An 11,849-nucleotide genomic window follows, 5' to 3' on the forward strand; every position below is an offset into this window, starting at 1 on the left:
GTGAGTTCAAATTCTTCGATCACGGAATATCAGGGGGAGGGAAGATGCGGGCAGGTGCGCGTAAGTCAACCGGCCACACAGCAAAAAAAAACCCTGCAAGGCAGGGTTTAGAGGCTCAGATCGACGCGACTACCATCTGGGCCGGCGTTCACGCTCGGGACGGGGACGGGCTTCGTTGACCTTCAGGGAACGTCCGCCGTAATCGGCGCCGTCCAGAGCAGCGATGGCTTCTTCAGCGCCGCTCTCCATTTCCACAAAACCAAATCCACGGGCTCTGCCTGTCTCACGGTCGGAAATGAGTTTAACGTTTGCAACTTGGCCGTAGGTTGCGAACAGCGTTTCCACATCCTGCTCGGTGGCACTCCAGGGCAGGTTTCCGACATAAATGTTCTTCGACATGATGCACTTGTCTCCTGTAAAAAAACTGAAAAATCCAGGTTGAGTCTCCCATCGGATCTGTCGCGCCTTTGGGCCAAAACCCTTCCCGTCTCCTCGTACCTCGCACCAACCGAAATGGTTGATACATGGCTATGGAAAATACGTATTTCTAAAAAAAGAGGCAAGAGTTTATTTGAAAAGTTCCCTTAAAAAAGATGCCTTTTTTCGATCTTTTCAAACACGCCTGATTCCGGCATTTCCCCGGGAACATTCTCTGTTTCCACGTTGAAAAACATAACGGTTTGCATTACTAATTACCAATGCCCAGCGCTTCCTCCCCTTCCGGCACTCTTTTCGCCATCAAACGCTACGCCCTGCACGACGGGCCGGACCTGCGCGTGACTGTCTTCCTGAAAGGCTGCCCCCTGTCCTGCCTGTGGTGCCACAACCCCGAAGGCATCGAGGCCGCGCCGGTCATGGTGCACCTCCCGGAAAAATGCGTCGGCTGCGGGGAATGTCTGAAAACCTGCCCGCAAGGAGCCCTGCGCCCCGGACTGACAGGCGTGGTCAGAGACAATGAGACCTGCACCACCTGCGGGGTCTGCGCCGAGACATGCCCGGCCCTGGCTCACGAAGCCGTGGGCAAGACATGGGCCGTGTCCGAAGTAATGGCCGAGATAGAGAAGGAGATCCCCTTTTTCTCCGGAACCGGAGGCGGGGTGACCTTTTCCGGAGGCGAACCTCTGGCCCAGCCGGATTTTCTTGAAGCCATGCTCATGGCCTGCGGACAGCAGCACCTGCACCGCGCCGTGGATACCAGCGGCTTCGCATCCGCCGCGACGATCTCACGCATCGCCAGGCACACGGACCTTTTCCTTTTCGACCTGAAACACATGGACCCTGACGCCCACCGCCGGGCAACAGGCGTATCCAACGCCCCGATCCTTTCCAATCTGCGCCTGCTGGCAGAGTCGGGGGCGCGGATCGGGCTCAGGCTGCCGCTCATACCGGGAATCAACGATGACGCGGAGAACATTCGCCGCACAGGCCTTTTGGCCGCATCCCTGCCCGGAATCCAGAGCATCGACGTGCTCCCCTACCACGCCACTGCCAGGGGCAAATACGCCAAGCTCGGCATGCCCTACCCGGGAGATGCAATCCCCGCGGCCGATCCAGACAGCCTGGACCGGGCCATGGAAATTCTACGGCACTGCGGACTTGCGGTCCGTATCGGAGGATAGATGAACGACAGAATCATGCGCCTGCGCGAAGAAAGCTTCGCCGCCGAACCGTCCGTTTCCATCGAGCGAGCCCTGCTGGAAACCCGATTCTACCGCGAGAATTATGGCAAACACTCCTTGCCGGTGCTGCGAGCCCTGGTCTTCAGGGACCTGTGCGAAAAGAAAACCATTTACCTCGGCGACGGCGAACTCATCGTCGGCGAACGCGGCCCCGCCCCCAAATGCGTGCCGACCTTCCCCGAGCTGACCTGCCACTCGGCCTCGGACCTGCGCGTACTCGCGACCCGGCCCATGACCCGCTACCATGTCAGCGACGAGGATATCGAAACCTACGAACGCGAGGTCATCCCCTACTGGACCGGCCGGTCCATGCGCGAACGCGTCTTCTCTCAGATTCCTGACGAATGGCGGGCGGCTTACGAAGCCGGTCTCTTCACCGAGTTCATGGAACAACGCGCTCCCGGCCATACGGCCCTTGACGGCACGATCTACGAGTGGGGCATGCATGATTTCAAGGCGCGCATCGCCGAACGCATGAGCCGTCTGGACTATCTGAACGATCCCCTGGCCTCGGACCGCGCCGAGCAGCTGAAGGCCATGGACATCGCCTGCGACGCGGCCATCGTCTTCGCCCAGCGCCACGCCGATCTGGCCTGGGAAAAAGCCAAGACCGAGCCAAATCCGACGCGCAAGGCCGAACTCACGCGCATCGCCGAGGTCTGCCGCCGCGTCCCGGCCCAGGCCCCGCGCGACTTCTGGGAAGCGCTACAAATGTACTGGTTCGTGCACCTGGGCACCATCACCGAATTGAACGGCTGGGACGCCATGACCCCCGGCCACCTCGATCAGCACCTCACCCCCTTCTACGAGAAAGGCCTGGCCGACGGCACCCTGAACCGCGAAGCGGCCAAGGAGCTGCTCTGTTGCCTGTGGATCAAGGTCAACAACCACCCGGCCCCGCCCAAGGTCGGAGTCACGGCCAAGGAGAGCGGCACCTACAACGATTTCACCAACATCAACCTCGGAGGCCTCCGGCGCGACGGCTCCGACGGGGTGAGCGAGCTCTCCTACCTCATCCTGGAAGTGGTCGATGAACTGAGACTCCTCCAACCCCAGACCAGCGTGCACATCAGCCAGAAGACGCCGGACCGCTTCCTGAAGGCCGCCGCCCGCGTCATCAAAAACGGCTGTGGCTACCCGTCGGTCTTCAACACCGACGCCGTGGTCATGGAACAGATGCGCGTCGGCAAAACCGTGGAAGACGCACGCGAAGGCGGCTGCTCCGGCTGCATCGAAACCGGGGCCTTCGGCAAGGAAGCCTACATCCTGACCGGCTACCTGAACGTGCCCAAGGTCCTGGAACTGGCCCTGAACGACGGACGCGACCAGCTCACCGGCCGCCAGATCGGCCCCCGGACCGGCGACGCCCGCGATTTTTCAAGCTTCGACGACCTCTACGACGCCTTCACCCGCCAGCTGGACTGGGTGGTGGACCTCAAGGTGCGCGTCAACAACTACATCGAGCGCATGTACGCCACCCACTCCCCTGCGCCCTTCCTGTCCACGGTCATCCACGACTGCATCGAAAAGGGCCGGGACTACTACGACGGCGGCCCGCGCTACAACACCAACTACATCCAGTGCTGCGGCATCGGCACGGTCACGGACAGCCTGTCCGCAATCAAGACCCACGTCTTTGACGCCGGGACCGTCCCCATGCAGAAACTTGCCCAGGCCCTACAATCCAATTTCGAAGGATCGGAAGCCCTGCGCCTGAAGCTCTGGAACAAGACCCCCTTCTTCGGTAACGACGACGACCGGGCCGACGACATCATGCGCCGCATCTACGATTCACTCTTCACGGCCATCGACGGCCGCCCCAACACCAAGGGCACCGAATACCACTTGAACATGCTCTCCACCACATGCCACGTCTATTTCGGCAAGATGCTCGGAGCCTCGGCCAACGGCCGCCTGGCCGGACTGCCCGAGTCCGACGGCACCTCGCCCTCCCACGGCGCGGACAGAAACGGACCCACGGCCGTGGTCAAGTCGCTCTCGAAGATGGATCAGATAAAATCCGGCGGCACCCTCCTCAACCAGCGCTTCCTGCCCGGCGTCCTCAAAACCGATCAGGATCTGGACAAACTCGCCCAACTTGTGCGCACCTATTTCCGCCTCGGCGGCCACCACATCCAGTTCAACGTGGTGGACACGGCCACCCTGCGCCAGGCCCAGGCCAGTCCCGACGAGCACCGCAACCTGCTGGTCCGCGTGGCCGGATACAGCGACTACTTCGTGGACCTGGATCTGGATCACCAGGAGGAAATCATCCGGCGCACGGAGCAGGAAACGGCCTGAAAGAAATGCCTCCGGCGGGCAGGGGACTCGTCCCCTGCACCCCATTCACATTCTTTCAACCTGTCCTCATCCCTCTCAACCCGTCCACATCGCCTCAAGCGGGTCGGCGTGGTCCGGGCGAGAGCTGTCGGCTGTCTGACTGAGCCAGGCATCGTTTGCTTCCCGGCCGCCTGCCGGACAAAGCGCGCAAAAATGCCAAAACCTCAAGGACGGGAAGCATTACGAGGCCAGCGAAGGAGTTCCGGCAGGCCTCGCCCGGACCGCACCGGCACGCGCCCCCGCATCCCGCGCCAATTCCATGCCTTCGACAAACAGGAGCCTCGCCCCCTGCACCCCTCTCCCATCCTTCTCAACCCGTCCGCATCGCCTCAAGCGTGTCGGTGTGGTCCGGGCGAGGGCTGTCGGCTGTTTGACTGAGCCAGGCATCGTTTGCTTCCCGGCCGCGTGCCGGACAAAGCGCGCGAGGATGCCAAAAGCTCAAGGACGGGAAGCATTACGAGGCCAGCGAAGGAGTTCCGGCAGACCTTGTCCGGACCGCACCGACACGCGCCCCCCCGCATCCAGCGCCAAATCCCTATCTCCGACAGCCCCCAGTACCCCGTCCCCTCCCTTCACAATCCATCCACATCGCCTCAAGCGTGTCGGCGTGGTCCGGGCGAGGGCTGTCGGCTGTTTGACTGAGCCAGGCATCGTTTGCTTCCCGGCCGCGTGCCGGACAAAGCGCGCAAGGATGCCAAAAGCTCAAGGACGGGAAGCATTACGAGGCCAGCGAAGGAGTTCCGGCAGACCTTGCCCGGACCGCACCGACACGCGCCCTCCGCATCCAGCACCAAATCCACTCCCCGCCCCCAGCCCGTTCCTCCCAGAGAACCGATCGTTCCGATTCTGCCAACCTTCTTGCATTTTCCGTCATTTTGGCCCATGCCAAGGACGATTTTCCGCCATAGTGGCCAAACCCGTTTCTTCTCATCCATCATCAAGGAGGCTCCATGAAACGCATCCTGCTTTTCGCCGTTTTAGCCCTGGCTCTGTGCGCGACCACCGCTTCAGCCAAAAAGCTGGTCGTGGCCACGGATACCAATTTTCCGCCTTTTGAATTCAAGGACCCCGAGAGCGGCAAGCACACCGGCTTCGACGTGGAGCTTTGGGACGCCATCGCCAAGGAAATCGGCGCCGAGTACGACTTGCAGCCCATGGACTTCAACGGCATCATCCCCGGCCTGCAGTCCGGCCAGGTTGACGTCGGCATCGCCGGCATCACCATCAAGCCAGAGCGCGCCGAAGTCGTCGACTTTTCCGACCCCTACTACAACGCGGGCCTTCTGATCCTGGTCAAAGCCGACAACGAAGACATCACCGACGTGAAGGCTCTGGCCGGTAAGATCGTGGCCACCAAGCTCGGCACCACCAGCGAGGACTTCGCCAAGAAGGAAGCCGGAGCCAAGGAAGTGAAGCTTTTCCCCAACAATGACGCCATGTTCATGGAACTGCTCGCCGGCGGCGCCGATGCAGTCATCTTCGACTCCCCGGTCATCTCCGAATTCGTGCGCACCGTGGGCAAGGGTCAGGCCAAGATCGTCGGGCCCCTGTACATGGGTCAGTCCTACGGCATCGGCTTTCCCAAGGGCAGCGATCTGGTCGCCAAGACCAACGCCGCGCTCCAGAAGCTCAAAGACAGCGGCGCCTACCGCGAACTGTACATCAAGTGGTTCGGCACCGAGCCCAAGTAATCCCTCTTAAATCATCCATGGAGGCAGGATCTTCCTGCCTCCATTTCGAGACACCCATGGCCTTTCAATTCGAACCAAGCGTCGTTATCGACACCCTGCCCATGCTCATGCGCGGAGTCTGGTACACTATCTACCTGACCATCGGCGGCCTGTTTTTCGGCTTTCTTCTCGGAGTGGCCACGGGCCTCATGAAGCTGGCCCGCCCCTTTTTCGTCCGCAAGCTCGCCGATCTCTATGTGGAGCTCATTCGCGGCACGCCCATGCTGGTGCAGGCCATGTTCCTCTATTACGGCGTACCCATGGCCGTGGGCCTGCGCATCCCGCCGCTCATCGCCGGAGTCATCGTCATCGCCATCAACTCCGGCGCCTACATCGCCGAGATCGTGCGCGGGGCCATCCAGTCCATCAATGTCGGCCAGACCGAAGCAGGACGCTCCATCGGCCTGACCCGGGCCCAGACCATGCGCTACATCATCTGGCCGCAGGCCTTCAAACGCATGATCCCGCCCCTTGGCAACCAGTTCATCATCAGCCTCAAAGATACCTCGCTACTGATGGTCATCGGCGTGGGCGAACTGCTGCGGACCGGCCAGGAGATCGTGGCCGTCAATTTTCGGGCGTTCGAGGTCTATATGGCCGTGGCCATGGTCTATCTGGTCATGACCATGAGCATCGCCAAGGCTCTCAAGATTCTTGAGAACAGACTCATCAACAAGACCAGCGGAAAGCGCGCATGATTGAAATAAAGAACCTGCACAAGAAGTTCGGCGACCTGGAAGTTTTGAAAGGAGTCAACCTGACCGTGGCCTCGGGAGAGGTGGTCTGCATCATCGGACCGTCGGGCTCGGGCAAATCGACCGTGCTGCGCTGCATCAACCGGCTGGAAACACCGACCGCGGGCACGGTGATCGTCGACGGACACGACATCATGAACCCTCGGACAGACATCAATTACGTGCGCACCGAAGCGGGCATGGTCTTTCAGCAGTTCAACCTCTTCCCGCACATGACCGTGCTCGACAACGTGATCCTCGGACCGGTCAAGGTCCGCAAAATGCCCCGTGCCGATGCCGAACACCTGGGCCATGACCTTTTGGCCAAGGTGGGCCTCGGCTCCAAGGCCCAGGCCTACCCGGAGCAGCTCTCGGGCGGACAGAAGCAGCGCGTGGCCATCGCCCGCGCCCTGGCCCTGCAACCCAAGGTCATCCTCTTCGACGAGCCGACCTCGGCCCTGGACCCGGAACTTGTCGGCGAAGTGCTGGAAGTCATGAAAAAACTGGCGGCCGAGGGTATGACCATGATCGTGGTCACGCATGAGATGGGCTTCGCCCGCGAGGTGGCGGACAGGGTCATCTTCATCGACGAAGGTGTGATCCAGGAAGTAAACACCCCGGACAAATTCTTCAGCAACCCGAAAAATCCGCGCCTGCGCGACTTTCTGGGCAAGATCGTGGGCACCTGCCGGGAAATGCAGGGTCAGGGCAACTGAGCCCGGCCCACCAGTTGCGCGAATATGGTCGGCATCGGCGCTTCAAGGGTCATGCGTTGACCCGAGAACGGATGCGCAAAGCTGATTGAAGCGGCATGCAGCGCCAGGCGGGAAAAATTGTCCCCCTTGCCTCCGTATTTCCGGTCACCGGCCACCGGATGCCCCAGATCCGCCATCTGCACCCGGATCTGGTGCTTGCGTCCCGTCAGCAGTTCGATCCTCAAAAGCGAATATCCCCCCTTCTCCTTGACCACGGTCCAGGCGGTCTGCGCCAGCTTGCCGAGCCTGGCGTCGCGAGTGGAAAAGACCTTGTGCACACCACTCTCCACCAGATGGGAGATGACCGTGCCCGAGGCCTTGTCCATTTGCCCGTGCACCACGGCAGCGTAGATCTTGGTGGTATCCTCCCACTGATCCTGCAGGGTGCGTTTGGCCGCCTCGGTCTTGGCGAAGAGCAAAATCCCGGAAGTCTCCCGGTCCAGGCGATGGACAATGAAAATCCTGTACCTGGACTTGGCGTTGCCCTTGCGCACGTAATCGGTCAGGGCGTAATAGGCGGTACGCGTCTTTTCCGCCTCCGTGGCCATGGTCAGCATTCCGGCGGGCTTGTCCACGACGATGATGTCCCGGTCTTCGTGAATGATGACCAGGCCGGGCGGCAGATGACGGGAGACTGTACGCAGGGAAGCACACATGGTTTGTCCTTGAAGGGGAAATAGTTTCAAATAATTTAAGGGGCTTTGACTGCGAGCCGGGCCAGGCGTTCCAGAAGAATGGGGAGGCGCTGCTGGCTTCCGGCGTCTCCCGGGAGATATCCGGGAAGCGCATCCAGAAAGAATCGATTTTGGAGAAGCGAAGCAAACTGTTCCCGCAGGTAGTTACGCACCTCGAACTCCGCCGTGGATATATCCCGGACGATTTCGGGACGCCCGTCAATGACCGCGATAATATCTTCCATATCGTGACTGAGCATAAAATCGCCGTTTCCACGACCATGGAACGCATCAAGCTTGGTCGCAAGAAAACTGGCCGGGCTCACAACCCGCAGCGTTGCCGAATTCACAGCCATAATCCGAAAATCCCTGGCGGCGTATACATACCAACGGTTGGCAAACCCAAGAATATCGGGATCCGTTGGCATGACATCAAGTATCAGCGCGCCATGCCTGAAACGGCAGATAACTGACTCTCCGAGAGCTTCCAGAAAGCCCCTCTGCCGCAATCTCTCCTGAAATCTGTAATACTCCCCAAGCGTGCCAACCTCGACGAGGACGTCAATATCAAGAGTTGGGCGTATCGCCGGGCTTGCGGGGTCCGTGATCAAAAGTCCCGCCACCGCGCCACCCAAAAAAACAACTTCCTCGGCCAGATCACCAAGCAATGTTGCGACTTCCACGATGCGCTCCAGGCATGCTTCCCTATGTCGTCGCACGGTCGAGCATCTCCGAGAGCAATCGTTCAGCAAGCCGCTTCTCCCGGACCCTGCCGATCCGGATGGCATCCAGCAACGCCAAGGCGGCGTAGAGACCCGCGTCACCCACGGCCGCTTCGGGGACAGATTTGTACAAGGGGGACAAACCGATGCCACGAACGTTGCCCTCGGAAAAAGGCCACACGTACACATCCATCTCCCCCTCCCGGGCAGACAGTTCGCAATGCACAACAGGAGCTGAGAAAGCGGTGGGAATCCCTCTCGTGACAGGCCCGAGGTCCGGGGCAAAAGCATACTTCACGCCATGCAGGAGGAATTCGTCCAAAGCCATGCGGTGCGGCCTTTTCTGCTGCCTGTTGAACAATCCGGCATGTTCGGCCCGCCCAATCCCCTTGTGCACCTCGGAAGCGCTCATGCGCAGCTCGTAAGCCAGCTGATTGTACGACCACGGGCGGTCAGGCTCCAAAGAAAGTTTGAGCAGGATCACGATATCTTGCGGCTTCAACATGCGAATTCTCTATTCGCGAATCGCGAATAGAGCAAGCCCGTTTTCATCTCGGAATGTTTCGCCAACAAGCATGTTTGGTGAGCGCTCGGTAAGACGGGAATTCAAAGATGACAGGACCATCCTTGAAAAACCCGTTCAGTCAATCGAAGCAGAGGAAAATCAAAACCCGTCAACTCTCGCGCACGAACCCCTTGGACTTGAGTTTGTGGGCATATTGGGAATGCAGGGGACGGATCAGGTTGAGCCTTTTTTCGGCTCTGGAGGCGAAGATGTTGTCTCCGGCGGCCAGGACCACGCCGGTCTGGCCGTCCTGGGTCAGATAGACATCCGGGTCGGCGTCGAGGACCAGGATGCGCAGGTCGTTCTCGAACGGCAGGACCATGGGCCTGAAGGCGTGCAGGAAGGGACAGATGGGGGTCAGAGCGAAGACGTTGAGCTCCGGATAGATGAGCGGCCCGCCCGCGGAGATGGAATAACCCGACGAGCCCGTGGGCGTGGCCACGATCATGCCGTCGGCCCGCACCGTGCCCAGGTGGTCGTTGCCGTACCACATGTCCAGCCTGATCATGCGCGCCAGGCTTCCGCAGCTGATGACCAGATCATTTATGGCGTAGCCCCGATAATACTCCTGACCGCGCCGGAGCACATGAAAGCTGATCACCAGCCGCTGGGACATGTCGTACTCCCCACGCAGAATGAGCGTCAGGGATTCGCGCCAGTCCGTGGGCGAAAGCTCCGTAAGAAACCCGACTTTGCCGAGGTTCAGGCCCAGGATCGGGACACCCAGATCCTGCACGGCCCGGGCCACGGCGAGCAGGGTGCCGTCGCCGCCCAGGGTCAGAATCATGTCCGCATCCCCCCAGGTCGAAACGCAGTGGACCTCTTCCTTGGAAGATGCGACAATCCGCGCCGAGCGCCCCTCGCCCACGAGCCAGCGCCGGATTTGCCGGGCCATGTTGGCCGCAAGTTCGTTCTCGACGTTATGGACAATGACTATTTTGCTGATGATTTTTCCCATTTGCGGGAGTGTAAGCAAAAGGTCTCGCGTATTCAAGGAGAGGGGCAATGTTCGCTTGGGGCGGGCTATGGGCGGGGACAAACTTTTTTGCAAATAAAACTAAAGTTCGCGAACAAGTGGCCGATAGGGTGAAGTAAGAGGTACGCCCTGTGACAGTGAATCCCTTTCTCGTCAAAAACGTGATGCGCACGTACGACCAGCACCAAGAAGCGGGTCGGCGCATTGCCAGGTTCAAGAAATACATGGACCGCGCCGGGCAAGAGGATTCCGTTTCCATTTCCAAGGAAGCCAAAAGACGCCAACTGGTCGAAAAGGTCGCAGGCGAGATCGTGAACAACCTCATCGGATCGGACACCACGAACCCGGTCGTTCGCGAAATCAAGACACAGATGGCCAAGGAATTCGGGCAGGATGTGCTTTTCAGGTACCCGTCCGACGGAAACGGCCTCCAGATATTGAAAAAAACAGACCAGGGTGTCGCGGAATTGACCAACGGCGAAAAGGATGCTTTCATGCGCCGGTTGTGGGAAATCGCCTTGACCCGGGTCAACGAAACAATGCTCTAGGCCTTGTTCTTGGGCGGGCGCATGTCGTCCACATGAGGATCAAGCCATTGCAGCCGGAAACCCCGGCAGGAGCGGAAAATGTCGATCAACACCATCAAATCTTTCAGCGGCTACGAATCGCAACGACTGGACCAGCTGGAGCAGCAGCGCCAGGAGCACCAGAAGACCGTCGCCAATCCGGACGGCGGAACCGATCGCATCTCCATTTCGGATGAAGCGCGGCTCAAGATGAGCATGCTCAAGGCTGCCCAGGAAAACGACGGGGTGCGAGCCGACAAGGTCGCCGACGTGAAGGCCCGGATAGAGGCGGGAGAGTACAGTGCAAGCGGCAAGGATATCGCAGCCAGCCTGCTCCAGCAGGAGCTTGACATCTGGGGCTGACCCATTTGCGACTCGAACAGAAAAAGCCTGACCGGTGACCCGGCCAGGCTTTTTTCATGAATTGGCCAAACGCCTGTCCTCGTTTCCAAGGTCGCGCAGCAGGACCTGGGATGGAAATCCCGATTCCACTTGCGGGGACTGCAGCCCCAGTCGTTCCGGGACATTGACACAGATGGGCCCGGTCAGGTTGAGGGTGCTGCCCTGCGGATCGCCCTTGGGCACGGTCACGCTGACCATTATGACCAGATCGTGAATGCTGCGCACCTTCAAAATCCGCTCTTCGGCCGCGGCCAACCGAATCTCATAGTTCGGTAAAAACGAGAACGGGTCGGCGAGCATCATGCCCATGCTCGGCACTTCCATGCTTTGCAGGAAATGAAAGGGGGTTCCGGGCTTGAACTCCACCAGGGCGAATTCCCGCAGGGACTCGAAGCCGATGATGCCGCGAGGAAACCGGATGGTCTTGTCCGAGGAAACGACCAGCTGCCCGATGCGTGAATTTATTATTTGTCTTTGCTTGTCCATATTGCTGCCGCCATCATCAGATCGTTGTTATCGAGTTCCAGGGCCGAGGCGTTCTGGGTCTGCACCTTGAGGTAGATTTCTTCCCGGTAGACCGGCATGTGTTCCGGCACTTCAAGGCCCAGCTTGATCTGCTGCCCCTTGATGCTTAAAATAGTGATTTTGATGTCATCACCCACATGCACGCTTTCTCCGGGGCGACGAGAGAGTATGAGCATAACCC

Annotated in this window: 14 protein-coding genes; 7 read left to right on the forward strand and 7 right to left on the reverse strand. The window is 59.8% G+C overall.

Features of this window, described 5'->3' with window-relative positions; genetic code table 11:
- Positions 1–129: 129 nt before the first annotated feature.
- Entirely contained in the window at positions 130–399 is a 270-nt protein-coding gene (locus BMZ24_RS02895) for an RNA recognition motif domain-containing protein (RefSeq protein ID WP_015774533.1), read from the reverse strand.
- A gap of 299 nt (positions 400–698) precedes the next feature.
- On the opposite strand from BMZ24_RS02895, the gene BMZ24_RS02900 reads away from it, so the two are divergent.
- The 5 genes from BMZ24_RS02900 to BMZ24_RS02920 all read left to right on the forward strand — a co-directional run bounded on the left by BMZ24_RS02900 (position 699) and on the right by BMZ24_RS02920 (position 7,199).
- Positions 699–1,619, forward strand: a complete 921-nt coding sequence (locus BMZ24_RS02900; RefSeq protein WP_092189078.1) for a glycyl-radical enzyme activating protein — start codon at positions 699–701, stop codon at positions 1,617–1,619.
- A complete protein-coding gene (gene hypD, locus BMZ24_RS02905) occupies positions 1,620–3,980 on the forward strand; it encodes a trans-4-hydroxy-L-proline dehydratase (protein WP_092189080.1) in 2,361 nt (786 codons plus the stop codon).
- Between the two features lie 989 nt (positions 3,981–4,969).
- Positions 4,970–5,710, forward strand: a complete 741-nt coding sequence (glnH, locus tag BMZ24_RS02910; protein WP_092189082.1) for a glutamine ABC transporter substrate-binding protein GlnH — start codon at positions 4,970–4,972, stop codon at positions 5,708–5,710.
- 56 nt (positions 5,711–5,766) lie between these two features.
- Positions 5,767–6,447, forward strand: a complete 681-nt coding sequence (locus BMZ24_RS02915; protein ID WP_092189084.1) for an amino acid ABC transporter permease — start codon at positions 5,767–5,769, stop codon at positions 6,445–6,447.
- Positions 6,444–7,199: an amino acid ABC transporter ATP-binding protein gene (locus tag BMZ24_RS02920; protein ID WP_092189086.1), complete on the forward strand. Its 756-nt coding sequence runs from the start codon at positions 6,444–6,446 to the stop codon at positions 7,197–7,199. The genes BMZ24_RS02915 and BMZ24_RS02920 overlap by 4 nt, the downstream gene beginning before the upstream one ends.
- Here BMZ24_RS02920 and BMZ24_RS02925 read toward each other — a convergent pair.
- The 4 genes from BMZ24_RS02925 to BMZ24_RS02940 all read right to left on the reverse strand — a co-directional run bounded on the left by BMZ24_RS02925 (position 7,187) and on the right by BMZ24_RS02940 (position 10,157).
- The gene (locus BMZ24_RS02925; RefSeq protein WP_092189088.1) at positions 7,187–7,894 is read right to left on the reverse strand and encodes an RluA family pseudouridine synthase; all 708 of its coding nucleotides are present in this window, start codon (positions 7,892–7,894) and stop codon (positions 7,187–7,189) included. The two genes, BMZ24_RS02920 and BMZ24_RS02925, sit on opposite strands and share 13 nt — an antisense overlap.
- A gap of 35 nt (positions 7,895–7,929) precedes the next feature.
- The gene (locus tag BMZ24_RS02930; RefSeq protein WP_244150270.1) at positions 7,930–8,595 is read right to left on the reverse strand and encodes a hypothetical protein; all 666 of its coding nucleotides are present in this window, start codon (positions 8,593–8,595) and stop codon (positions 7,930–7,932) included.
- A 22-nt stretch (positions 8,596–8,617) separates the two neighbouring features.
- The gene (locus BMZ24_RS02935; protein ID WP_092189092.1) at positions 8,618–9,139 is read right to left on the reverse strand and encodes a hypothetical protein; all 522 of its coding nucleotides are present in this window, start codon (positions 9,137–9,139) and stop codon (positions 8,618–8,620) included.
- A 169-nt stretch (positions 9,140–9,308) separates the two neighbouring features.
- The gene (locus BMZ24_RS02940; RefSeq protein WP_092189094.1) at positions 9,309–10,157 is read right to left on the reverse strand and encodes an NAD(+)/NADH kinase; all 849 of its coding nucleotides are present in this window, start codon (positions 10,155–10,157) and stop codon (positions 9,309–9,311) included.
- Between the two features lie 149 nt (positions 10,158–10,306).
- On the opposite strand from BMZ24_RS02940, the gene BMZ24_RS02945 reads away from it, so the two are divergent.
- Positions 10,307–10,723 carry a DVU0524 family FlgM-associated protein gene (locus BMZ24_RS02945; RefSeq protein ID WP_092189096.1) on the forward strand — a complete coding sequence of 139 codons (417 nt, stop codon included), beginning with the start codon at positions 10,307–10,309 and terminating at the stop codon, positions 10,721–10,723.
- A gap of 78 nt (positions 10,724–10,801) precedes the next feature.
- Positions 10,802–11,104, forward strand: coding sequence for a flagellar biosynthesis anti-sigma factor FlgM (gene flgM / locus BMZ24_RS02950; protein WP_092189098.1), 303 nt, complete (start codon positions 10,802–10,804; stop codon positions 11,102–11,104).
- 54 nt (positions 11,105–11,158) lie between these two features.
- On the opposite strand, the gene fliW is transcribed toward flgM, so the two are convergent.
- The gene (gene fliW / locus BMZ24_RS02955) at positions 11,159–11,629 is read right to left on the reverse strand and encodes a flagellar assembly protein FliW (RefSeq protein ID WP_092189100.1); all 471 of its coding nucleotides are present in this window, start codon (positions 11,627–11,629) and stop codon (positions 11,159–11,161) included.
- Positions 11,608–11,844: a carbon storage regulator CsrA gene (gene csrA, locus BMZ24_RS02960; protein ID WP_092189101.1), complete on the reverse strand. Its 237-nt coding sequence runs from the start codon at positions 11,842–11,844 to the stop codon at positions 11,608–11,610. Before csrA ends, fliW begins: the two co-directional genes overlap by 22 nt.
- Positions 11,845–11,849: the final 5 nt, after the last annotated feature.

This window comes from Desulfomicrobium norvegicum (assembly GCF_900114595.1).
GTDB lineage: Bacteria > Desulfobacterota > Desulfovibrionia > Desulfovibrionales > Desulfomicrobiaceae > Desulfomicrobium > Desulfomicrobium macestii.

Bases quoted from the DNA above. Each gene is read 5' to 3' on its own strand.
- BMZ24_RS02920 (WP_092189086.1), top strand. From the start codon at position 6,444: ATGATTGAAATAAAGAACCTGCACAAGAAGTTCGGCGACCTGGAAGTT.
- BMZ24_RS02915 (WP_092189084.1), top strand. From the start codon at position 5,767: ATGGCCTTTCAATTCGAACCAAGCGTCGTTATCGACACCCTGCCCATG.
- flgM (WP_092189098.1), top strand. From the start codon at position 10,802: ATGTCGATCAACACCATCAAATCTTTCAGCGGCTACGAATCGCAACGA.
- csrA (WP_092189101.1), bottom strand. From the start codon at position 11,844: ATGCTCATACTCTCTCGTCGCCCCGGAGAAAGCGTGCATGTGGGTGAT.
- BMZ24_RS02900 (WP_092189078.1), top strand. From the start codon at position 699: ATGCCCAGCGCTTCCTCCCCTTCCGGCACTCTTTTCGCCATCAAACGC.
- fliW (WP_092189100.1), bottom strand. From the start codon at position 11,629: ATGGACAAGCAAAGACAAATAATAAATTCACGCATCGGGCAGCTGGTC.
- BMZ24_RS02895 (WP_015774533.1), bottom strand. From the start codon at position 399: ATGTCGAAGAACATTTATGTCGGAAACCTGCCCTGGAGTGCCACCGAG.
- BMZ24_RS02925 (WP_092189088.1), bottom strand. From the start codon at position 7,894: ATGTGTGCTTCCCTGCGTACAGTCTCCCGTCATCTGCCGCCCGGCCTG.
- glnH (WP_092189082.1), top strand. From the start codon at position 4,970: ATGAAACGCATCCTGCTTTTCGCCGTTTTAGCCCTGGCTCTGTGCGCG.
- BMZ24_RS02940 (WP_092189094.1), bottom strand. From the start codon at position 10,157: ATGGGAAAAATCATCAGCAAAATAGTCATTGTCCATAACGTCGAGAAC.
- hypD (WP_092189080.1), top strand. From the start codon at position 1,620: ATGAACGACAGAATCATGCGCCTGCGCGAAGAAAGCTTCGCCGCCGAA.
- BMZ24_RS02935 (WP_092189092.1), bottom strand. From the start codon at position 9,139: ATGTTGAAGCCGCAAGATATCGTGATCCTGCTCAAACTTTCTTTGGAG.